Origin of the sequence: Vibrio sp. Isolate32 (assembly GCF_022397955.1) — a bacterium.
Taxonomy (GTDB): Bacteria; Pseudomonadota; Gammaproteobacteria; order Enterobacterales; family Vibrionaceae; genus Vibrio.
Genome location: NZ_JAKEUQ010000044.1, coordinates 1 through 23850 on the forward strand (window position 1 = coordinate 1; position 23850 = coordinate 23850).

Sequence of the window (23850 nt, forward strand, 5' to 3'; positions counted from 1 at the left end):
CCGTACAAAGCCTTGAGAGACATCTGCTTTTTTGAGTTGCTGGCGCTTAGCATAAAACGTCGAGGGATTGAGTTCATTAAGCTTACAAAATGCAAGCGTTGACAATGAACTCGATTCAGACTGAGCGATGAGCGTTTGCCATTCTTGATTAGTGTGTCGTTTTCCCATTTCAAATCTCCTCATGGTTGGAGACTTGATCTTATTCTTCGCGCTAGGCGATTAGAATGCGGGTTTTATGGAGCGCTTACCCTCTGGTGGTGTGAATTGGGTAAGACCGGAAAGACGCTCTAATGACACGATTTGGGATCCGTGTGATCGAGAGACCATTAAAAATTACGATGAGGGTTTTATTGGTGAGGCGGGGGCGGTCGTTTCACTCAATGATCGTTGGTCACTGCAACCTTTTTATCGCTATTCAGATACCCATCAACATGGTCTAAATAATTTCGGGATTGTGAGTTCAGTTGATATTCTTTCTTGGCTTGCGGTCGATGTTGGGTATGAACACACTTATAGTAAAAACCTTAACCAGAATACACTTCGTCTGGGGGCAAGGTTTACGTTTTAACGGTGAAAGGCGAAATACAAAAAAGCCCTACATGAAAATGTAGGGCTTTTGGTACGCATCAACCTATTTCAAGGTAAGACAACTGAATCAAGATTAAGCTAGAAGCTCTTTTGCTGTGTTTACTACGTTTTCAGTAGTGAAACCGAATATCTTGAATAGTTCGCCTGCTGGAGCAGATTCACCGAATGTTGTCATACCGATGATCTTGCCACCGAAACCAACGTACTTGTACCAGAAGTCAGCGATGCCAGCTTCTACAGCGATACGAGCGGTTACGTCAGATGGAAGTACAGACTCACGGTACTCAGCGTCTTGCTTATCGAATGCGTCAGTTGCAGGCATAGATACTACACGTACCTTCTTGCCTTCAGCTGTCAGCTCAGCAGCAGCGTTAACAGCTAGTTCAACTTCAGAACCTGTTGCGATAAGGATAAGCTCAGGTTTGCCTTCACAATCTTTCAGGATGTAACCACCCTTAGCGATGTTAGCTACTTGCTCAGCGTCACGATCTTGCTGTGCAAGGTTTTGACGAGAGAAGATAAGTGCAGAAGGACCACCTTTACGTTCGATTGCTAGTTTCCAAGCAACAGCAGACTCAACTTGGTCACATGGACGCCATGTGCTCATGTTTGGCGTTAGACGTAGAGAAGCAATCTGCTCAACCGGTTGGTGAGTAGGGCCATCTTCGCCTAGGCCGATAGAATCGTGCGTGTAAACTTGGATGTTCTGAATTTTCATCAGAGCAGCCATACGCATTGCGTTACGCGCGTATTCCATGAACATTAGGAACGTTGCGCCGTATGGTACAAAACCACCGTGCAGAGCGATACCGTTCATGATAGCCGTCATACCGAATTCACGTACACCGTAGTGGATGTAGTTACCAGAGAAGTCAGTTGCTTCAAGAGACTTAGAACCAGACCACATAGTCAGGTTAGAAGGCGCAAGGTCAGCAGAGCCGCCCATGAATTCAGGTAGCATAGCACCGAATGCTTCTAGAGCATTTTGAGATGCTTTACGTGATGCGATGTTTGCAGGGTTAGCTTGAAGATCAGCGATGATAGCCGATGCTTTCTCTTCCCACTCAGCAGGAAGATCGCCATTTACGCGGCGTTTGAATTCAGCTGCCAGCTCAGGGTATGCTGCTTCATAAGCTGCAAGTTTCTCGTTCCACGCTGCTTCCTTAGCTGCGCCTGCTTCTTTCGCATCCCACTCTGAGTAAACTTCCGACGGAATTTCAAAAGGACCGTGCTCCCAACCTAATTCTTTACGTGTTGCTGCAATTTCTTCAGCGCCTAGTGGTGCACCGTGACAGTCGTGCGTACCTGCTTTGTTTGGAGAGCCGAAGCCAATCACTGTTTTAGTACAGATTAGAGTAGGGCGAGGATCCGCTTTAGCTGCTTCAATAGCTGCGTTGATAGCGTCAGCATCGTGACCATCTACTGCTGGGATTACGTGCCAGCCGTACGCTTCGAAACGCTTAGGTGTATCGTCAGAGAACCAACCTTCAACTTCACCATCGATAGAGATGCCGTTGTCATCCCAGAAAGCAACCAGCTTACCAAGACCTAGCGTACCTGCTAGAGAACATGCTTCGTGAGAGATACCTTCCATCAGACAGCCATCACCCATGAATGCATAAGTGTAGTGGTCAACGATGTCGTGGCCTTCTTTGTTGAATTGTGCCGCTAGCGCTTTCTCTGCCATCGCCATACCAACAGCGTTAGTAATGCCTTGACCTAGAGGACCGGTCGTTGTTTCGATGCCAGGTGCGTAGCCGTACTCTGGGTGACCTGGAGTCTTAGAGTGCAGTTGACGGAAGTTTTTCAGGTCTTCAATTGAAAGCTCGTAACCTGCTAGGTGAAGCAGAGAGTAAATCAGCATTGAGCCGTGGCCGTTAGACAGGATAAAACGGTCGCGGTCAGCCCACTCAGGGTTTGCTGGGTTGTGGTTTAGGTGAGAACGCCAAAGAACTTCAGCGATGTCTGCCATACCCATAGGTGCGCCAGGGTGACCAGAGTTTGCTTGTTGTACGCCGTCCATGCTCAGAGCACGAATAGCATTAGCTAGATGTTTGCGGTTCATAGAAACTTCCGAATAAAAATTAAGATAAACAAATTGATAAAAGTAGAGGAACTGAACGTTCCCCTATTTGAAATTGGTAAGAGTGATTACAGCTTAGCTGCTATCATGTCTTCTAGTTTGCCTTGGTCAACGGCGAAGTTGCGGATGCCTTCAGCCAGTTTCTCAACAGCCATTGCATCTTGGTTGTGGTCCCATAGGAACTCAGCGTGAGTCATCGCTGCAGGGCGCTCTTTAGTACCGTTAGAGTCGATAAGCTTCTCTACTACTTCGCCTTCTGCTGCTTCTAGGTCTGCTAGAAGTTGAGGAGCGATAGTTAGACGGTCACAACCAGCAAGTTCTAGGATCTCGCCGATGTTACGGAAGCTTGCGCCCATAACAACCGTGTTGTAGCCGTGCTCTTTGTAGTAGTTGTAGATGTCAGTTACTGAGATTACGCCTGGATCTTCAGATGCTTCGAAGTCGCGACCTTCTTTCGCTTTGTACCAGTCCATGATACGACCAACGAATGGAGAGATTAGGAATACGCCAGCTTCAGCACATGCACGAGCTTGTGCGAAAGAGAATAGAAGCGTTAGGTTACAGTTGATGCCTTCTTTCTCTAGGATTTCAGCAGCACGGATACCTTCCCAAGTAGAAGCCAGTTTAATTAGGATGCGATCGTTCGTGATGCCAGCATCGTTGTACATTTTTACTAGCTGACGAGCTTTAGCTACGCTGCCTTCAGTGTCGTAAGAAAGACGAGCATCAACTTCTGTAGAGATACGGCCTGGGATTGTTTTCAGGATTTCTTTACCGATGTTTACTGCAAGCATGTCACAAGTGTCTTGTACTTGTTGCGCTTTATCAGCGCTTTGTGCTTTAGCGTATTCGATTGAAGCATCGATAAGTGGCGCATACTCTTCGATTTGAGCCGCTTTAAGAATCAGAGAAGGGTTAGTTGTTGCATCTTCTGGCTGGTACTTTTTGATTGCATCGATTTCACCAGTGTCTGCTACTACTGTCGTTAGTTTACGAAGTTGCTCTAATTTGTTGCTCATTTTGATCATCCTATCTATCGCATTACATCTCGTGAGAAGAGAGATGTGGGCATTTGCAAGCTAACTAATGAAGTTCTCAGTGGAGTTTCCAGTGAGCCAAACTTACATTAATTTAAATTTTTCTTCGAACGAACATTTGCACAGAACATTTGATCGCTCAATGAGTAAATGATGTAGCCATATTTATCCGATCTAGCACCAAAGTCAACGAAAAATAGTGCGGTATGGAGACTTCAGTCAAATATATTTCGCTCTAGTAATCATGGGCGATACAAGCAAACGTTTAATGCGCTGAGCAAGGTGAATTCATCAACAATAAAACCATGGCTAACACCATGAACAAATGTTCCTTGCTGTTACATATGTTCAAGATGTAAACTTGTGTATCACTTGCTTAGTCCTCGAACATTTGTTCTTCAAGCAGGTAAAATAATTGTTAAATATAGGTTGAGTGGTATATGAGTAAGAATATCCAAGATGTTTCCGAAGAAAACACTGATCTCCTGACTGAAGTCGCGGTTGCTTATTATCAGGACGGTGCCACCCAAGAAGAGATCTCGAAAAAGTTTTCTATCTCTCGTGCAAAGGTTGGTCGTATGCTCAAGCAAGCCCGTGATGAAGGTATTGTTGAGATAACGGTGAAATACCACCCTGTATTCAGCGCCAAGATCGAGCAACGCTTAATTGAACGCTTTAGTGTTAAGCGTGCATTGGTCGCTCTGGATCAACCGAATGAAGAGCAGCAACGTCTCCAAGTAGCTGGTTTAGTATCTAACTATTTAACCAGTACATTAAAAAACGGCATGGTCGTAACAGTCGGGCAGGGGCGCAACGTGTCGTCCGTTGCGCACCATACTGGGGTTATTACTCCTCGCGATTGTAAGTTCGTGTGTGGGATCGGGGGTATCCACCCAAGAGGCGGTATGTTCAATGCAGACCACATCTGTCGACAGCTAGCGAAAAAGTATGGTGGTTCGTCTGAAACTTTGTATGCGCCAGCTTATGCCGAGAATAAAGCACAAAAAACCGCCTTTATGGAAAACAGCACAGTAAAACAAACACTCGATCTCGCTCGAAAGGCGGATGTTGCATTAGTGGGTATCGGTGATATGAGTGAAAACAGTTACATGGTTGACCTAGGTTGGTTTACCGCAGGCGAGGTAGTTCAATCCCGTCTATTGCAAGGTGTGGTAGGTGACTTCGCTGGCTATGACTTCTTTGACGTACACGGTAAAGCGGCAAACACCGTTATGAGTGACCGAGTGATTGGGTTGGGCTTAGAAGAGTTTCGCCCAATAGCAGAGGTGATTGCAATTGCTGCGGAGAACAGTAAACCGCTCGCGTTGTTGGGTGCACTAAGAACTGGCGTGGTTGATGTAATTGCAACCAGTGTAAGTAATGCTTTGACTGTGCTTAACCTTGATGAGCAGTTGAAACATGCTGAGTTAGATGAAAACCGTTAAGGATGCGAGCGCATATGCAACCGAAAAGACAGCCAGTCTGGGCTCCCTTTTCTCTATTAAAATCTGAACTAGGATGCTTTCAATAAACTGACTTTTCAGCTGTGCGAATCACTCATTTGCGACCATACTCTGTTCCAGATTTAGCTTAAATAGATCGATGAATGAGCGAGTCTTTTTCGATAACGCATTCGCGGAAGGGTAGATCATGGTTAAACTTAATTTAGGGAAAACAACCTCTGGTAAAACATGTACTAGGCTGGGTTCATCCCCTGATCGCGTTAGATAGATATCTGGAAGAAAGGCAACCCCTCGGTGTTGTAACGCTAACTTGAGTAAAAGGTTTAGATCGTCGGACTTTAAATGGATTTGAATGGAATTTTCAAGAAAGTCAGCGCTGTATCGATTGGACAGAATACGATGAAGCTTAAGGTCATTTAAGCTGTCACAAAAGGGGTGAGAGTCGAGATATTGCCTGGTTGCGACGAGTCTTGAGCCGTAATGTAACAAGCTAAATTGTATATAACTATCATCTATGATTTTGACAGTATTAGGGAGTATCTGTAGATCAAACCTATTTCGCCTCAAGTCCACACTATCTTGGTGGTTTTCAATTTCGATTTGAACATTCGGGAATTGTGCCGAATAGTCGTGAATGGTTGAGTGAAAGATAGTAGAGCTCATCAAAGCTGAAGGGATAGCGAGACGTAAAAGGCCATTAAAATCACGCTGACTTTCCTGTAATGCTTCAATTCCTTGTTCAATATGATGGACCTGCTTTGCCACTAATTCGTACAAATGTTTCCCTGCTCCCGTTAGTTCTATGTTCCTTGTTGTGCGAATTAATAGTTCTGTACCGAGAGAAGACTCTAATGCCTTTAAGCGACGACTGACTTTTGAGCGCTGCATACCATTCGCCTTAGCGGCAGTACTGATTCCTCCGTGAAGTACGATTTGGGAAAATAGTCTTATATCGTCGAAATTTGCTTTCATTGTCCTATTTTTGGCTCAAATGTGGGCTTTTTATGAGCATACCAGAACAATTTTGTTGTGACTATAATTGCATATAATCTTTGTAGGTAGGATGTGTTATGCAACAAAAACAAGTATTCCAACGCGCCATGAAAATTTTGGCTAGTGTGTTTATTGTCTCGTTTGTGTATTTAATTGTCGCTGATCGTCGAGCCCCCTTTACCACTGAAGGACGCGTTTATGGTCAGGTTGTTCAGGTCGCGCCAGAAGTGACGAGTAGAGTCATGCAAGTTCTCGTTGAGAATAATGAAGCAGTTGAAAAGGGCGATATCCTATTTGTTTTAGACCCTAGTAAATATGTTATAGCACTAGAGCAAGCTGAACTTGCATTGAAAGCGGCACAAGAACAGGAACGAGCACTATACGCTCAGAAAAAGATGGCGATTGCGAGTATATCTCGAGCAGAAGCTAGTTATGAGAACGCGCGCTCGGACTATCAACGGATTGCCGAGTTGGCAAAAAATCAAGCAGTCTCAGAATCCAATTTGGATAATGTATTTAAACAGTATCAAGTCGCAAGTTCAGCACTTGAGATTGAACAACATAATCTTGGAACGTTGGTTGCTCGTTTAGGGGAATCTGGTACACCAACAACGGATGTATTGTTAGCTGAAAACCGTGTGAGACAGGCAAAGCTTGATTTGACGAACACTACGGTACGTTCACAAAGTGATGGAGTTGTAACGAACTTGCGTTTAGAGGTTGGTGCAATGGCAAACGCTAATATGCCATTGATTACATTAATATCTGATGGTTCGATGTGGGTCGCAGCCGATTTTAGAGAAAAGTCGATCGCTCACGTTCAAGAAAGTTATCGAGCGCTAGTTACGTTTGATGCTCATCCTGGAAAGATATTTGACTATAGCGTGGCAAGTCGAGACTTGGGTGTCGCGTCCGGCCATCAGAACCCTAACGGGACTTTGACTCAGATTGAAGGGAATAACCGGTGGGTACGTGACGCGCAACGTACACGAATTAACCTACAAAGCGATGATCCATTACCAAGCCCGTTATTTGTAGGTTCGCGCGCAACGCTCGCTTTGTATTCTAACGATAACCGTTTTTGGCGATTTGTAGCAAAGATGCGTATTCGTTTGATTAGTTGGTTTCATTTCATCTACTAGGCGGCTGCGATGAAGACACTTCGAATATGGTTTGGTTGTTCTTTCGGTCTGGCTGTCAGTATGGTCATGGGCTGGGAGCTAGGGTTTTTAGCGATTTTACTGCCTCTTTTTGTTCTTAGCATCAGTGATAGTTTGAACTTTCCATTATTACTAATCATTTTCGTTAGCGCTGTTTGGTCAATAATTCAGGCCAATGTACTGTGGGGGATGTTTGGTAGCTATCCTCCCATTTTGCTGACGGCTGTTGCAGTGGTGTTCTTATTTAAATGCATCGCTATGACAAAAAAGCAGACCTTTATCGTTGGTTATATGGGCCTGATTGTTGTCTCGATTTTAGTACATCTAAGTAGCTATGACTTTATCGATGTAGAGGAAATTTCAATCTCTATTGGGGTTTATTGCTTATTGAATATTGTAATTTGCTCAATAGCGTATTGGTTATTTCCTGACCCAACGATTGATGAGCAACATCAGCAACAAGAAGGTGGAAAAGAGCTCCCTATTCACTATGACGCCACTCAAATAATGGTGATTTGGGCTGTTGTGATGTTATCTTATATCTTTTTTCAAGTCGTTGATTTGTTGGACTCATCGGCAGCATATGCATCGATACTTGTGATTTTAGCGCCTTTAACCTGTGCTGGTGCTGTTGATATGGCCAAAGTGAGGGTGATTGGCACTGCTGCAGGATGTGCTGCAGGCTTGGCGGTACAGTTAACATTGGGGCAATGGTATGAAAATGCATTTTTATATTGGTTATTGTTAACAATTGCTATGGGACCCTCTTGTTATTGGCATACACAAGGCAAGCTCAAATCGGCCTTAGCATCTTCTGCGATGGCCTCGTTAACGGTTCCGTTGACAACAGTGCTGATTCCCGGTGAACAAGATGCATTTTTCTCAATTTTATATCGATTTAGCTCTATTTTTATTGCGGTAGTGATCAGCGCTCTATTTATCTTATTAATGCAGAAAATACTTGAGTATAAGGTGGCAAATCGTGCTGTTTAAGCTAGAAAGAGACACGGCGTTGATGATACCAAACCCTAAGTTGTTGGTTATCGTATTATTGGTGTTGTTGGTATCGGGTTGCGCCCAGACACCTGAACGTAGCATCTTATTAAACTCTGAACAGTTGAACCCCTTAGATACGCCTGGTTTGAGGTTTTGGGATGAGTCCATTATTTCGGCTGACAATTACGATTTTAATCATGCGATAGAGTCTCTCGTGGATTACAGCCACAAATCTGGGCAGGTAAATCATCTAGCGCTATCAGGTGGTGGGTTTAATGGAGCTTTCTCCGCGGGCGTTTTGAACGCATGGAGTGAAAGTGGAACTCGACCGGAGTTCGATGTGGTCACAGGAGTCTCAACCGGGGCAATTGTGTCGGTATTTGCTTTTTTAGGGAGTGATTACGATCAAGCGCTAGAGTTCTACTATACGCGAACGACAGCCGAAGAAATGTTTAAACGTAACTCGATTCTCAAGTTACCTTTTCGTAATTCAATGGTAGATGTGAGTGGCTTTGAAGATAAAGTGCGTAATGCTGTGGACGCTACAATGGTCAAGCAACTTGCTTTTGAGAGAAGTAAAGGGCGGCTATTACTTATTGCGACAACAAGTTTAGACAATGAAAAAATGGCGATTTGGGACGTTGGAAAAATAGCCCATATCGGCTCGCCTCAAGCGCAACAATTGATACAAGATATCATTATTGCGAGTAGCGCCGTTCCAGGCTTGTTTCCCGCGACTCGTATTTCACTGCCATATAAAGGGGGAACGGTCGACGAGTTGCATGTTGATGGCGGCGTTTCAAGGCAAGTCTTCCTCATTCCTCAAGGTTTCCAAAAGACCTTTATCCCAAGAAATATAGAAAAAAACATTTACGTTATACGTAATGGTTACCTTAAACCTGAATTTGAAGAGGTAGATAATGGCTTAGCATCAGTCTCTTATCGTGCGTTATCGATCTTGATTCGTCGTCAAAGTATCGGTGATATAGAACATATTTATCATTATAGTGATAGGAATCAGATTGGTTTTCATCTCGCTTACATAGACGATGATTTTTCCAAAGATAACCTAAACTCGTTTAGCCTAGAGTATATGCAAAAGTTGTATGCGTACGGATATAACAAAAAGATGGAGAGTGATTTATGGAGTCAAAGCTTACCGAATCCAGATTAAGTGAGCCATAAATGAATCTATGCTTTTGGGGAAAGCAAAGATGCAAATGTATTTTCCTATCTGTTGGGGGCGAGGTAATGTCTACAGGTTTGAATCGTGATGCTACTTGTTAACTTGCGGGTTCTTTCAGCTCAACTGCCTTTACCACAGCTGGTGATAAAAACTCACACAGCTTATCGTAAGGAATAGGGCGAGAAAAGTAGTAGCCTTGCATCAAATCACAGCCACAAGCCTTTAATATTTCGAAGTGTTCGCTTGATTCTACACCTTCTGCTAACACCACCATTCCGAAGTTCTTACCGATAGCAATGATGTTTTGCACCATGGTTAGCGATTGCTGGTCTACTGCAATATTCTCAATGAAGCTTTTATCGATTTTAAGCTCGTCGATAGGCAGTGCTTTCAACATACTCAATGATGAATAGCCAGTACCAAAATCATCCAGAGAGATCTTAATGTGGTTCTCTTTGAGGCCTTCGAAAATCGGTTTCACTAAAGTGACATCTTCAATGAACAAGCTTTCAGTGATCTCTAGCGTCAAACAGTTTGGTGAGAACTGGTATTTCTTAAGCGTGGCTAACAGGTGTTCAGAGAACGATTTATGCGAGAACTGGCGCACTGAGATATTGATCGATAACCCGATCTCTTGCTCGGTAGTTCTATGCAAATGAGCGATTTGCATAATACTGCACTCGATAATGAACGTGCCGAGCTTATGCATTAAGCCAGTGCTCTCCGCGACGGGGATAAACACATCGGGTGGAACAAAACCTAACTCGTCATCAACCCAACGTACAAGCGCCTCAACACCGTTAATACTCTCATCTGTTCGTACTAAAGGTTGGAAAGCCATGAATAGTGTTTGCTTGTCGATAGCAATACGCAGCCTTTGTTCGACTTTCATCTTGTAGAGATGAGCATCTTGCATTGCGGTAGTGAAAATGCTGTATGAGTTTTGCTGCTGTTTGGCTTTGTACATTGAGATGTCGGCAGAGCGAAGCAGGCTATCGAGATCTTTACCATGCTCAGGGAAACGTGCAATGCCGATACTACAACCTAATAGGAACTGAGAGTTTTGCACTTCATAGGGTTGAGAAAGCATCTCGATGATACGCTCTGCGAGTCGTTTAATTTCAGACTCACGGGTTATTGGAGTTAAAAACAGAAACTCGTCGCTCGATTCACGCACCAATAGGCTCAATCGAGAGCGGAATCGCATTAAACGCAACGCTATTTGTTTAAGAACCTTGTCACCAAAATCATGCCCGTGCGTATCGTTGACGTATTTAAAATTATCGATATCGATGAACAGCAGTGAGAATTGCTCTGACTCACTTGCAACCCATTTATCGATGTTCTTACGCATGTATAAACGGTTTGGCAGGGTTGTGAGAGGGTCGTGGTTCGCTTGGTAGATAAGTTGACTACGAGTGCGCTGCTCATTCTTCGCGATAGACTTAACCAAAATGTAGAAGCTACACTGAATCAAAATAAAAATAATGAAAAGAATGCCAAACTCTTCGATAAAGACGGTATCGACGTGTGCAAGGTCGGTGCGACCAACGACCCAAAGCTTATAATCTGGCAGGTACTTAGCGCTCAGTAGAGAGTGGAATTTATTATCACTGACAAAAAATGAGTAGGTCTCTTTTCCCGTTTTCACTTCTTGCACAGTAGCACTGACTTGCTCTGAAAAGTTTTTGCTTACGCGCTGGAGTAGGTCGCTGTCTACCGGTTTTAGGTAAGCATCAAGAGACTCGATGTCACTAGAAAAGAACTGACGATAGCGGTCTTGTCTGAGCAAGGTGAGTGTATTGTAACTTCCAGCATGTGCGTTGTTTTCAAATACTATAGTGCTATCTAAGCGTAACCCCGCAGTCATCACGGCATCAATGGTCTTACCGTCGACTGAAATCGATTTTCTTAATGGGATTACTAGGCTATCCAGAGACTTTTGAAAATAGGTACGCCCTAGAACCATCTTGTCACTTGAAAGCGCTTCTAGAAAGGAGTCTCGAGTTTGTGGAAGCTCAAGTAAGTTGTCTTGGTCTGCCAGTTTGAGGTTTGAGCTAACAGACAAGTAGTCGCCCTGTATGTTAAGCAGGCCGAATGCAGCAATCGCTGGATGAGTCTCAAGCAGTTTATCCAATATTGGACGAATTTGAATGGCGGCAGTTTGAGTGAAGTCAGACAGTTGGGCCAATTGGTGTCCAACGACTTCTAGGAGTGCCTCTTGGCTTGTGAGTAGTGAACTGACCGAGCTAGAAAATAACTCGACTTGAATGTGCTGCTGCTCAATGAAGTCTTCTCTATTTGCTTGCCATTTTGTTACACCTAGCACAGTGAAAAGTATTAAGGTGAGCAGCACGAATAGAGCGTACAGCGACCAGATATTTTTCTTAAATAGAGCCATGGAATGCCTTTTGGGGTTACTACTTTGAACAGAGTGCACGAGACAAACTATTGGGTGCCAATATGACGTATTAAGTTTGGAAGACACATCGATAATGGCTAATGATTAAATAATGTAACGACTATGTATCAGGGTTCTTGAATAAAAATTAACATTTATATCAACAATAATGGTTAGTGTTTGATTAATCGAAGTTTATTGTTGGTTCATTGCTGGGAGTTGAGCCGAGAGCCGTTACGATATAATAACAAGGAGCTTACCCACACTGGGAGTAAGCTCATTATGCATGCGAAGTATATTCTAATAGTGGCAGTAAGCGAAGTTGAATTACTGGTTTGTTACGGCGATAGGCAGGCTTTCGTTAGCGCCCCATTCTGTCCATGAACCATCGTAAACTCCCATTTCATCCGAGTATCCCGCCAATTTAGCGGCTAATAAAATGATGCAGGCAGTAACACCTGAACCACAGCTAAAGAACATCGGTTGAGCTGGCGTTAAGTCCAACGCAGAAAAGATTTCAACAAGCTCGCTCTGAGGTTTCAACTTGCCATTATTCAGCACTTGTGCGAATGGCAGACAAACTGAGTTTGGGATATGTCCACTGCGTAATCCTGCTCTTGGCTCAGGCACTTCTGAATCGAAACGAGCTTGAGAGCGCGCATCCAGAATATTGGCACTCTTGCTCTCTGAATAGCTTAGGACTTGCTTGGCATCCACAAAGTAGTTGTCTTGAATGTTGCCTTCGAAATTGCCCGGTGTGACTTCAGCTCTGTACGATGTGTCTGTTGCGTAACCCGCATCAATCCATGCAGGTAAGCCGCCATCTAAGATGTAAACATCCTGATGTCCCATCGCCATAAACATCCACCAAGCGCGAGGCGAAGCGAAAGTCCCCGAGTTATCGTACACAACAATCGTGCTGTCTTGGTTGATACCGATTTCACGTGCACGAGTGTTGAAGTGTTTTTCGGAAGGGAACATATGAGGAAGTAGGGTATGTTTGTTGCTGAAGTCTTTGTCGTAGTCGAAACGAATTGCTCCAGGAATCATTCGCCCTTTGATCTTTTCAGACTCACTTGGAATTTGAAATTCGATGCTGGCGTCTAGGATGATGATGTTGTCTTGCTCTAACAAACGTTGTTGAAGTTGTTCTGGTGAAATGAGTGGTTGATTCATTATTGTTATCCCGTTATCCCGTTATCCCGTTATTCCTTTGCAGTTTACCAGTGAATGAGCTCAGAGCTGATTTGTATGACTATTTAATGTGTCAAGTATCACTATAGAATCAGTGGTATCGTACACCAGTAGAGGCATGCTAGATGCTGGACTTTTAGGAGCCAGAAATTTGCTTGTCTTTTCGTATTACGTTTCTTCTCTAGGGATGCTACTTTAGGACTACTCAATATGGTCCGTTTTTTGTGAGGTGGGTTACCTTCAGTGATTACCGATCTAGTATTCTCAACCTTGTAAAATTCGCCTATTGTTAGGGCATGTTGATCTCTCGAACTGATTTTGCAGCAAACGCTGCCCGAAGGATTCGAGCTGGGCGCCCCCGTAAAAAGCGTTTTACTCTTTTGTTGAGGGAGATTTGCTTAGAATGACTAGGCTACTTCCCCCTCGCCGCGATTAAAACGCTTTTGACTAGGCGCCCCATCCGAACGAAATTTAACCGCGAAAGGTCAGCGCGCTCTAGTGAGTCTCTGAATAACGTTATTATGTGATAGTAAATCTGAATTATGGAGCCTAATTTTGCAACATATCAATGACCTTTTAGTCACGATGAAACCTTTACTAGACCAATATGGTGACTTGGCATTGATAGTCAGCCTAATTCTAGAGGGCGTTGGTTTGCCTATGCCTGGTCTATCACTGATGATTGCGGCTTTAGTCATGTCCTCACAGAAAATGAGTAACTTGACATTCATCATTTTTGTGTCTTGGTTAAGTTGTTTTATAGGTAATACTTTCGGCTACTTGCTTGGTTATTACTTTGAAAGCTGGTTAGGTAAAAAAGGGTATGTTTCTGGCCCTAGAATGCAACATTTACAAGCGATCATAAAACGTTATGGTCCAATATGCCTCATTATTAGCCGCTTTGTGGAAGGTATGAAACAATTTATGCCACTGGCTTGTGGTATCGCCAAAATGAGTCGACGTGATTTCCTCATTGGTAATGCAAGTGCAACCAGTATTTGGGTCGCGGTATATGGTATGCTGACGTATCTTTTTGTCGAATATTTACATCGTATCGAACAGTTTTATCGTGGACATCGACTGGTTATCTGGGTAATTGCAGCGATCCTTTTCTTGCTGTTGGTTGTTGCATTGCTAAAGAGAAGGTCACGTATTAACTAGGAAGTTCTTCTTTATTAAATGGTTGTTGAGCATGATGCTTAGAAGCTTTAAGTTGAGCGGTGTATTTCTTTATGATCTAATTCTTAGGTGTACAATGTCACTTTTATTCTGTGGATACAGAAAACTACGGGTTTATCCGTGGATGAATGCCAGCTCCAAAATAACAGCGTAAGCTGTTTGTCATTTTGGTAACGCTTTAGCATTGTCAGGGCAAGTACCTCGGGCATACCGGGGGAATCTTCTAGCGTCACTTTGATGGTGTAGCTGGATTCATTGTTGTAAAACAAAGTTTTTAAATGATTTGGTCTAATCCGTTTATAGTTGTTTCAAAGTGAGTATGATTACTCACTTTTTCTTTATCTATCTACACACTGAACAACTCGGCATCTTCATTAAGTTCATTTCACGCCAGCTGTGTGACATAGCGTCGAGAATCAGAAGCTTACCTTGCTTTGGTTGTCCAAACTTAGCGATAACTTTGATCGCTTCCAAAGCTTGAGCTGCGCCCACCATACCGACAACAGGAGCCATTACACCAGCTTCGACACAGCTAAGTGCTGCGTTGCCGAACAGAGCGCTCAAACACTGGTAGCAAGGTGCATTTTCATCTTGATAAGTGAATACGCTAATCTGACCTTCCATACGAATCGCAGCACCAGAAACTAAAGGCGTTTTAGATGCGTAGCACAAGCGGTTAAGTTGATTACGCGTTTCCACATTATCGCTGGCATCAAGCACCAATGAGTGAGCTTCGATTAGCTTCGTCAGTGCTTCGTCATCGAGCCTATGATCGACAGTCTCTACTTTTAAGTGTGGGTTTAACACCTGCAAGGATTCTGCGGCTGAAACGACCTTTTTCTTACCAATGTCAGTATCGGTATGAAGCACTTGGCGCTGTAAGTTTGAAAGCTCAACAGTATCGTCATCGATTAGTGTTAGCTTCCCAACACCAGCGGTGGCAAGGTATTGAGATGAAGCGCAACCCAGTCCACCGGCACCTAACACCAGTATCGAGCTTTGTTTCAGGGCTTCTTGGCCTTCAAAATCAAACTGTTTAAGGATGATCTGGCGGTTATAGCGAAGCATCTCTGCGTCAGAAAGTATTTCCATCAGCAAGCCTCGTTAGTAAAGCGTAGAGTTAAATAGTTGAATTTGAACTGTTTCGCCGACTTCTACACGGCCACGTTCACGCTCTAGTACCACAAAGCAGTTCGCTAGGCTCATTGAGCGGAAAGCACCTGAACTTTGGTTACCTGTTGTTTCAACCACAAACTGACCGTTTTCAATCGAGTAGATGCCGCGTTGATAATCAGTACGGCCAGGGCCTTTTTTAAATGCCGACTTAGTTGTCGCTGGAATAGATTCTGGTGCTGTCCACGCAGTGTGACCGGCAAGTTTAGCCAGCATAGGTTGAACTAACACGTACATGGTCATCATTGCAGACACTGGGTTACCCGGAAGGCCACAGAACCAAGCGTTTTCTAATTCACCAAACGCGAATGGTTTGCCTGGTTTGATTGCTAGTTTCCAAAAGCCGATTTCGCCAAGCTCTTCTAGAATATCTTTGGTGTAATCCGCTTCGCCGACACTTACGCCGCCAGAAGTGACCACTACGTCTGCTAATTCTTGTGCTTTCACGAAGGTTTCTTTAAGTGTTGCTGGGCAATCAGGAATAATGCCTAGATCAATCGCTTCGCAACCAAATGCTTCAATCAGTGGTTTTATACCGTAGCGGTTGCTGTCGTAGATCTGCCCATCTTCAAGAGGCTGACCTAGCGGTTTTAGTTCGTCGCCAGTAGAGAAGAAAGCAACTTTCGGTTTGTGTGCAACAGTCACATGGCTCACGCCTAGTGAGGCGATCATTGGAATATCACGAGGCGTTAAACGTTCACCGCGGCTAAGAACGATGTCACCTTGCTTGATGTCATCACCCGTAGGGCGAATGTTATTGTTCAATTTGATGTCGTCTTGCTGAATTTCAATACCCGCATCGGTTTCGCGAGTATTTTCTTGCATGATGACTGCGTCACAACCTTCTGGGATTTTCGCGCCTGTCATAATGCGAACACAGGTATTACTTGGCCATTCGCCTTCAAATGGCTGACCTGCAAAAGATTTACCTGCTAATGGTAGTACTTTACTGTTCTCTAGGTCTGCTAAACGCAGTGCGTAACCGTCCATTGCCGAGTTATCAAAAGGAGGTACAAAAATAGGGGAGAGTATGTCTTCAGCAAGAACGTAGCCTAATGCATCTGCTAATGGCAGAGTTAGAGTCGTTTGAATAGGTTTAATTGGTGACAGCAGCTTATCTAGTGCTTCTTCAATTGGCATTAAGCCCGGAGCGTCGCAACAGCCCATAATTGAAATCCTTTGATCGTTATTGTTTTGATTTTGTGGTTGGCAATGGTGGTTCAATAATGATTAAAACACGCTTTTCGTCAACGAAATTGAATCCACTTTAGCACAGTTTAGCCCCCGTAAATAATGACCTCCCTTAAAATATGGGTGTATTTATTCAAAATTCCGAGTATCCTTGTTTGCCATCCAGAAGGGGTAACAAAAGAGGAAGTTCAATGTCAGGTCTTAGCGAATCAGCGAAGTTGGTTAAAGATGCGCTAGCAAGCCGCGGTTTAGAGACGCCAATGAGTCCTAACCAGGTTAGCCGAGAAGAGAAAAAGGAACGAATCGAACACCATATGCGTGAGATTCTCACTCTACTCGAACTTGATCTTACGGATGATAGTCTGGAAGAAACACCACAACGTATTGCAAAAATGTATGTGGATGAGATTTTCTCTGGTTTAGATTACGCAAATTTCCCTAAAATTACCGTAATTGAAAACAAGATGGGCGTTCGCGAGATGGTTCGTGTAAAAGACATTACCGTGACCAGTACTTGTGAGCACCACTTAGTGACGATTGATGGTAAGACTGCGGTCGCATACATCCCTCGTGGGAAAATCATTGGTCTGTCTAAGATCAACCGTATCGTACGTTTCTTTGCGCAGCGTCCACAAGTTCAAGAGCGTATGACTCAACAGATCCTTGTCGCTTTACAAACTTTGCTTGAAACAGACGATGTTGCGGTAACCATGGATGCGGTTCACTACTGCGTTAAATCACGCGGTGTGATGGATGCAACCAGCGAAACCACCACTACAGCACTGGGCGGTATCTTCAAATCTAACCCAGCGACACGTCACGAGTTCTTACACGGCCTGCGTTAATCTCTGATGATGTGATAAGCATGATTTAGCCTAAAAATCGGCAACCAAAATTCTAAGCCTCGCACTAAGTTATATATAGTAAGTTTTGATGTGTACATTGTGTATAAATGCAGCTTTTGCTGCATTTATTTTTGACAAATATCAGTCTAGCTCTACAGTGAATTATATGGCTAAAGTGTATAAGAGGATCTTCAATTGTCATCAGTAAAAGTCAGAGCGACGATTGTCGAGGACAATACGGGCATCAAAAGCCAACTGCCTATCTTGCTAACTGAGCAAGGAGGGTTAAGGACGGTCACGGACTACCTACTCAAGTTAGAGGCGGACGGTGTGAGTAACTCCGTCATGAACGGCTTTCTACAAGCGGTGTCCTTGTTGCTTGATTATATGGAAGCCAATAGAGGGATGTTTGACGATCCGAAGTTGCTCTTCCAGACCTTTTCTAAGCGGTTGTACACAGGAACGATTGGTGAGGATGGGCTTGACCCCTCTGGTTTATATTGGGTGCCAAGCTCAACCAGTAACGTGAATAAGCATATTCATCGACTGACGGCATTCACCGATTGGTTGGCAGACAAGCAAGACATTGTGCCAATGAACCCCTTGCGTGATGCCACCCCTCATGAGCAGCGATTGAACTACGCCGCATGGTTTCGTAAAAACCAGAATGACTTTCTCGGCCATATCGAAGATAAGACTGTGAACAAAACCATCCGTAAGGCGCGAACCATCAAGGGGCGCACTCCTCTGACTAAAACCGAAGATGACGCTATCGCCTTTCCCGAAAAGCATTGGGAAGATTTTTATATGAACGGTATTGGTGGCGCAACCGACCCACGAGTGGCACTCAGGGACAAATTAATACTCCTACTCATGCACGGTGGCGGACTACGCGAAAGCGAGGCTTTAACCCTTTGGGTGACCGATGTGTTTGAAGACCTCGATAACCCAGATAGTGCCATCGTTCGAATTTACAATGAAGTCGATGGCAAAGCGCCAAATGACCCTGAAGTTCGTTCTAAAAATCAAAATAGAGAGACGTACTTAAAAGAAAAGTATGCGCGTATCCCTCGCCAGCGCATGAAAGGCACAGCGCATCTTGGTTGGAAAAACCGTGTGGTTGACCATAAAGATAACTACATACAGGTTCAGTGGTTCCCTACCGACTACGGCAAGGTATTTATGGCTCTTTGGAAAAACTATCAAAAGTACCGCGCCAGCATCGTCTGTCACCACCCTTATGCGTTCATCTCTTTTCATCACAGCGCGTTAGGTAACCCTTACACCATCAACGCTTTTCATGATAACTACGCCAACGGCTTGAAGCGCATAGGTTTAGAACCAAACAAGGCTGAAGGTAAAGACCCTCACGGGCATCGTCATAATTACGGCAGACGATTAGAGCGTTCAGGGTTGAACCCGTTGGTGATTCGCCGCTGTATGCACCACAAGAGCCTAGATTCACAAATCCCCTACACAGGCAAAGGTCAGCAGGAAATCTCTGATGAACTGACCCAAGCGACACTGCAATTGGCAAACCCTGAATCCAAAGTTAAACCATTCGACTGGAAAGCGCTCGTTGAGCATGGCTTTGATGACATCGACCCACAGGGGTATTTCACTGGCAAACATCCTAAATTGAGAGGCAAATAATGGCGAAAAAAAACAAAAAACGTGACGGACGCACATCAGATTTAACCTTCTCTTGGATGCTCACCACACTTGGTGCGGAGTGGCAACAATGGCAGGAGTTGGCTGCTGAATGGATGGCGACACAAACGACAGGTATAGAGCATAAACGTCGGGCTCTAAGTTGTTTCTTTGAGTTCTATCTTTCTGAATATGCGCCTTATGCCATCGGCAATATAGATTTGTTTTTTAAGGGCTGCCAAGGACACAAATGCTCTAGCGAAGAGTTGGAAGCACTGGTTAGAGAAACGCAAAATACCGCATATGCAATCCAGTCGGGAGTGAACATCCCTTGTGAATTCATCGACTTTATTGTTGAAAAAGTGTTCTCCGAAGAAGATGATAATGGCAACCTTGTAGCACTGGTTCAAAACCCACTCAGCAAAATCCAACGTCAAAATTCAGCAACAGAAACCGTGCGCAACCCCTTGCCGTATCGCTACATTCAGGACTTGCGTCAAATCCTTTGTCCGTTGCCTGATAAAACCGAACTTGCGGTCATTAAACAAAAACTCAAGGATGATGAATTCTTACTTCCCGCTTATCACTACCGCCATTTCAAACACTGGACATGGGCGCAGCAGCAGACAGGGCAAACAGAAAGGGGCGGTGATGGTGACTGGTTTGATGTAGAGCCTGAGTTGATTAATAAGTCCGACCCTGACTGCGTATGGCGCACCAAAGAAATCACTCTGAATAACAAGAAAGTCACCGTTCACCAAATCTGGTCACCTGTTAAAGCGATGGTGATTTTTATGAAGCTCCATCTACCCCTGCGTACCTATCAGGTGCGTATGCTCGATAGTGGCGAAGCCGACACATGGCGCTACGAAAACGGTCAATGGATAGTAAATACCCAGCATGATTTTGCACTTGGCAGTGAAAAACGCCCCTTCGGAAAAGGCATCTTCCGCCGCATTCACGACACCATGACAGGGCTGTATTCCACAGGTCTGTACATCAACACCAACAAAACCGCTGACCAGAACAAAGACGAACTGGAGCGTGGCTACATCATCCCTTGGCAAAATGAAGAAGTGCTGTACTGGCTGGAAAAGCTGCGCAACTGGCAAGAAAAATACAATCCGATAACAAAGCCCACCGATTGCACTACGCTGCTAACAAAGCACACTCGTAAGAAAAAATCTGAAAAGCAGCTAGAAAGCATGGGTGAAATTGCCTTTTTGTTTCGTGAAGCGTCAGTAAAGGATGAGAATAAATATAAACCTATACCGTATAACGCAACAGATTCTTTCTGGTATCAACTCCTATTGACGCTAGAAAACCAACTCGCAGAGCAAGGCAATACCTTGGAGAATGGTGAGCGCTTGAAACTGGTTGTGGATTACCCAGAAGGTACTAGTCAACGTCATAAGGTTGCCACACTCTTTCCCTTACACAGCTTACGTGTCTCACTCATCACGGCGTATACGATGGACACGCAATTGCCACTGCCTGTCATATCTAAGCTATTGGCGGGGCATACACGCCTGTTGATGACTATCTACTACAACAAAATCACCCCGTCGGTGATGGCAGAAAAAATGGATGAAGCACATGATGCAATGGATGCAAAATCCAAACAATCGGTGCGTAACTTCCTCAAAGATGCCTCGATGGAGCAAATTCAATGCAAGATGGTGTATCACAGTGATGATAGCATTCAGGCGGCACTGGTTAATCGTAATCCGATAGGTTGGGAAGAACGCTCGTGTGGGATGTGTCTGGTAGGCGGTAACACTGTGAAATCGGATGAAGTCAGTACCCTTGGCGGCTGTTGGAACGGTGGTGAGTTGATTAGAGAAGCAAAAGCCGCTGCAAATCGCATTTACGACAGCGTGCCACATGGCCCTGAAAATTGTATTCGCTGCCGCTGGTTTATTACCGAGGCACGCTACCTTCCTGCACTTAATGCCCACTTCAATCAACTAAGCTACAAGGCGCACCAAGCGGCTAACTTATCCGTGGAAATTGAGGGTGAACTGGAAGCCCTCAAAGACGAACAGTTCTTTTGTGAAGAGCAAGGCAAGCCGTTTATCAAACACGATGAACTGCAAGTCCTACAGCGCCGTTGGGAAAAGCAACAAGTCGAGGCAAGCGAATATGCTGAAGACTGGATAGCATGCTTTGAGCTTATTCAGAGAATCATGCGTGTTGAAGAGACCAGAAATGAAGATGACAGCAAAGATAAACTGATTGCGGTTGGCTCTGAGCAAGATGTCAGCCATGCCTTGACGTTTATCGAAACCGACTCAGAGTTACTGCATCTATCTCTGATTTGTGATGACGCAGAGTTCTACCCTGATTTGCAGGACGAGCTGCGTAAAACCCCTGCCATTGAAAAGCGCTCTCGCCACCTCAGTCGTGTGCTGATGAAAAAAGGCTTTGAGCCAATTTTCATGGAAATGGACGACAAACAGCAGCTCATCGCCGCCAATGCCATGCTGCGCCAAATGGCAAAAATCGCCGACCCTGACGACAAACTTGAAGGCTACCGCAAAGTGGCGAGCTACATCGAAGCGGGTGAATACCTGACCGATAATAAATTGTTATCTCAGGGTGTTAGTGCACTGACTGATAAAGCCATTAACCTAGATGGCATCTCACTGTCGAACTTATTGGAGGACTAATGGAACTTGATATTGATGTCATTCTGGCTGACTTAAAAGAAGGCAAAGTGCCTCGCACGCAGCAAAACCTCGATAAGCTCAATGACACGCTGAAAGCCTATGCGGAATCAGGTCAGCGCGACTTCTCCATCACGCAAATTGGACGGGTTTCTGCCGAAAATGGTGGATTGGCGTATGAGGCTTTGCGTGCTACCCGTAACAAGCATTACCGAATGCTCATCGAAGCATGGGCGGCAAAGTTCAATACCAATACCAAAAAACCGCTCTCCAACACCTCACGGTCTAAATCCATCCCTGCGGATAATAAGCTGTTAGAGCGCATTCCAGACCCTGCGGTACGTGCCTTGTTTGGGCAAATTATTGCCGAGCGTAACCGTTATCGCAAAGAGGTCAATTTGCTCAAGCAACACGCCAATATTACCATCGACAAACGCCCTGTGCGCCAGTTTGACACCACCGCAGAACCAAGCTTGGAAGTGCTGCCATCCCTATCAGGCGTACTCACCGAATCAGAGAAAAAAGCCTTAGCGTATGCCATTTCTGATGAATGCATGGAGGCAAACAACTGGCAATACACCCAAGCGGGTCAGGTAAAAGACTTGGAATACAACAGCGAAGTCTTCCCAAGAGGCTTTGTCACAGGGCTTCGCAAGCTATTGGGTGAGGTAGATGACTGATGGCAAGTGGGCAGCAGAAAGCGCAACAAAACCTTGAGGCATTTGAGGTATGGAAAGCCACACAGACGGACGATGACTTTAAACAAATCGTGTTCAGAGGTCAGCTTAACCGCATAGAGGTTGCTAAAGGTGTGGGTTGCGGTAAGTCGGCTTTAAACCAAAATCCCGCCCTCAAGAAAGCACTCAAAGCCTTAGAGGATGAGCTGCGTGGTAAAGGTGTCCTGCCACCGTTGATCGACGCTGCCAAGAAGAATGCGGATAAGCCCCAAGCCTACGACAACACAGCCAATCGCAAGCTGCTCGATTCAAAGCGGGTGTCGTCATTAGAAGCTGAGAACATTGAATTGAAAGCCAAGGTCAAGGAGCTTGAAAAGCGACTTGAGCGCTTTGGTGAGCTATCTGAAACCTTATCCGAAATGGGGTTGATGCCACGATGAATACCGCTTTGCATGAAGATCAAATGCGTGTCACCAGTATCCCTTATCGCTCGACCAAGATGGTGATATTCAGCGGTGTACCGCTGGCGAAAGACTCTTACAAAACCAATAGTGGGAAGTATTACGTCACCATCAAAGCCGACCCCGATAGCATCCCTGTGCTTCCAACGCTAGGTCAGCATTGGTCAGTCAAAGGTGCTCGCCAGATAGAAAATATGGAGATGGGTGATTATGTAATGCAGCAGCACACGTATGAATCACCCAAGCATATTGAATGCACGCTGCCCGAAGCAGGTGAGCAACTGATACGCTTTATCGCCAGAGAAAGTGACTTCAAGGGTATTGGTGAAAGCAAAGCTAGAGCGCTCTGGCAGCTCTTGGGTAAAGATTTCCATGCCACACTGAGAAATGACACCCCAGAGTCCAGAGAGCGTCTGACATCGATTCTGAGTGAAGATTCAGTGGAAGCGCTTTTTAGGGGGTACGCCAAATATAAAAATCTGGCACATTGCAACTGGATGAGCGAGCACAACATCCCCGCCAGTGTGCAGCAACGGCTGCTCAAGCATCACGGTGAAGCCTCCATCGATGTTATCAAGGATAATCCTTATGCTCTCATGGGCTTTGGTCTTTCGTTCAGTGCCATTGAAGATATTATCAAGGTAACGGATTTTAAGAGCGATGTTGCGAAGGATGACCCAAGAAGGCTCAGCGCTGCTCTGGAAATGGCGATTCGCAAGGAGATTGAAAAAGGTCACACCTATACCACTCATGCCAATGTGCGCCCTTACCTCAACAAACTATTGAAAGACAAAACACTAGTTGCTCAGGCGTTCAAAGCGGGGCACGACAAAGCGCAGTACATTTTAAACCCCGACACGGGAACTTATCATCCCACCGCGCAACTCCTGATGGAAAGTGTCGTTGC

At 44.8% G+C, this 23850-nt stretch carries 19 protein-coding genes and 1 pseudogene; 12 read left to right on the plus strand and 8 right to left on the minus strand.

Annotated features, from left to right (window positions below; translation table 11 throughout):
• A pseudogene (locus tag L1D11_RS22810) lies at positions 1–168 on the minus strand (IS66 family insertion sequence element accessory protein TnpB); the annotation flags it as partial.
• Positions 169–235: 67 nt separating this feature from the next.
• Between L1D11_RS22810 and L1D11_RS20915 the strand changes: the two are divergent.
• Positions 236–568: a hypothetical protein gene (locus tag L1D11_RS20915; protein ID WP_239862757.1), complete on the plus strand. Its 333-nt coding sequence runs from the start codon at positions 236–238 to the stop codon at positions 566–568.
• A 93-nt stretch (positions 569–661) separates the two neighbouring features.
• Here L1D11_RS20915 and tkt read toward each other — a convergent pair whose 3' ends face one another.
• A complete protein-coding gene (tkt, locus tag L1D11_RS20920) occupies positions 662–2653 on the minus strand; it encodes a transketolase (protein WP_239833122.1) in 1992 nt (663 codons plus the stop codon).
• An 86-nt stretch (positions 2654–2739) separates the two neighbouring features.
• Positions 2740–3690: a transaldolase gene (gene tal / locus L1D11_RS20925; protein ID WP_239833123.1), complete on the minus strand. Its 951-nt coding sequence runs from the start codon at positions 3688–3690 to the stop codon at positions 2740–2742.
• 458 nt (positions 3691–4148) lie between these two features.
• Between tal and L1D11_RS20930 the strand changes: the two genes are divergently transcribed.
• A complete protein-coding gene (locus L1D11_RS20930; protein ID WP_239833124.1) occupies positions 4149–5153 on the plus strand; it encodes a sugar-binding transcriptional regulator in 1005 nt (334 codons plus the stop codon).
• A gap of 108 nt (positions 5154–5261) precedes the next feature.
• On the opposite strand, the gene L1D11_RS20935 is transcribed toward L1D11_RS20930, so the two are convergent.
• Positions 5262–6143: a LysR family transcriptional regulator gene (locus tag L1D11_RS20935; protein WP_239833125.1), complete on the minus strand. Its 882-nt coding sequence runs from the start codon at positions 6141–6143 to the stop codon at positions 5262–5264.
• A gap of 98 nt (positions 6144–6241) precedes the next feature.
• Here L1D11_RS20935 and L1D11_RS20940 point away from each other — a divergent pair, with 98 nt between their 5' ends.
• The 3 genes from L1D11_RS20940 to L1D11_RS20950 are packed head-to-tail and all read left to right on the plus strand — an operon-like array spanning position 6242 to position 9494.
• A complete protein-coding gene (locus L1D11_RS20940; RefSeq protein ID WP_239833126.1) occupies positions 6242–7306 on the plus strand; it encodes an HlyD family secretion protein in 1065 nt (354 codons plus the stop codon).
• Positions 7307–7315: 9 nt separating this feature from the next.
• Complete coding sequence (locus tag L1D11_RS20945) at positions 7316–8317, plus strand: DUF2955 domain-containing protein (protein WP_239833127.1); 1002 nt, start codon at positions 7316–7318, stop codon at positions 8315–8317.
• On the plus strand, positions 8307–9494 hold the full coding sequence (locus tag L1D11_RS20950; RefSeq protein ID WP_239833128.1) for a patatin-like phospholipase family protein: 1188 nt from the start codon (positions 8307–8309) through the stop codon (positions 9492–9494). Before L1D11_RS20945 ends, L1D11_RS20950 begins: the two co-directional genes overlap by 11 nt.
• A gap of 109 nt (positions 9495–9603) precedes the next feature.
• Here L1D11_RS20950 and L1D11_RS20955 read toward each other — a convergent pair whose 3' ends face one another.
• Positions 9604–11907: an EAL domain-containing protein gene (locus L1D11_RS20955; RefSeq protein WP_239833129.1), complete on the minus strand. Its 2304-nt coding sequence runs from the start codon at positions 11905–11907 to the stop codon at positions 9604–9606.
• A gap of 327 nt (positions 11908–12234) precedes the next feature.
• The gene (locus tag L1D11_RS20960; RefSeq protein ID WP_239833130.1) at positions 12235–13083 is read right to left on the minus strand and encodes a sulfurtransferase; all 849 of its coding nucleotides are present in this window, start codon (positions 13081–13083) and stop codon (positions 12235–12237) included.
• Between the two features lie 573 nt (positions 13084–13656).
• On the opposite strand from L1D11_RS20960, the gene L1D11_RS20965 reads away from it, so the two are divergent.
• Positions 13657–14262 (plus strand): DedA family protein, encoded by a 606-nt coding sequence (locus L1D11_RS20965; protein ID WP_239833131.1) that lies wholly within the window; start codon positions 13657–13659, stop codon positions 14260–14262.
• Positions 14263–14622: 360 nt separating this feature from the next.
• On the opposite strand, the gene moeB is transcribed toward L1D11_RS20965, so the two are convergent.
• A complete protein-coding gene (moeB, locus tag L1D11_RS20970) occupies positions 14623–15372 on the minus strand; it encodes a molybdopterin-synthase adenylyltransferase MoeB (protein WP_239833132.1) in 750 nt (249 codons plus the stop codon).
• Positions 15373–15384: 12 nt separating this feature from the next.
• Positions 15385–16620, minus strand: coding sequence for a molybdopterin molybdotransferase MoeA (gene moeA, locus L1D11_RS20975; RefSeq protein WP_239833133.1), 1236 nt, complete (start codon positions 16618–16620; stop codon positions 15385–15387).
• A gap of 215 nt (positions 16621–16835) precedes the next feature.
• Here moeA and folE point away from each other — a divergent pair, with 215 nt between their 5' ends.
• From folE to L1D11_RS21005, 6 genes are all read left to right on the plus strand, one after another.
• Entirely contained in the window at positions 16836–17489 is a 654-nt protein-coding gene (folE, locus tag L1D11_RS20980; protein ID WP_086774792.1) for a GTP cyclohydrolase I FolE, read from the plus strand.
• A 195-nt stretch (positions 17490–17684) separates the two neighbouring features.
• A complete protein-coding gene (gmtY, locus tag L1D11_RS20985) occupies positions 17685–19142 on the plus strand; it encodes a gamma-mobile-trio recombinase GmtY (protein WP_239833134.1) in 1458 nt (485 codons plus the stop codon).
• A complete protein-coding gene (locus tag L1D11_RS20990) occupies positions 19142–21808 on the plus strand; it encodes an integrase family protein (RefSeq protein WP_239862759.1) in 2667 nt (888 codons plus the stop codon). Before gmtY ends, L1D11_RS20990 begins: the two co-directional genes overlap by 1 nt.
• Entirely contained in the window at positions 21808–22485 is a 678-nt protein-coding gene (gene gmtX / locus L1D11_RS20995) for a gamma-mobile-trio protein GmtX (protein ID WP_239833137.1), read from the plus strand. The genes L1D11_RS20990 and gmtX overlap by 1 nt, the downstream gene beginning before the upstream one ends.
• On the plus strand, positions 22485–22922 hold the full coding sequence (locus tag L1D11_RS21000) for a VPA1267 family protein (RefSeq protein WP_239833138.1): 438 nt from the start codon (positions 22485–22487) through the stop codon (positions 22920–22922). Before gmtX ends, L1D11_RS21000 begins: the two co-directional genes overlap by 1 nt.
• Positions 22919–23850: helix-hairpin-helix domain-containing protein (locus L1D11_RS21005; protein ID WP_275666904.1), on the plus strand; the 932-nt coding region annotated here is incomplete at its 3' end. The genes L1D11_RS21000 and L1D11_RS21005, both read left to right, overlap by 4 nt.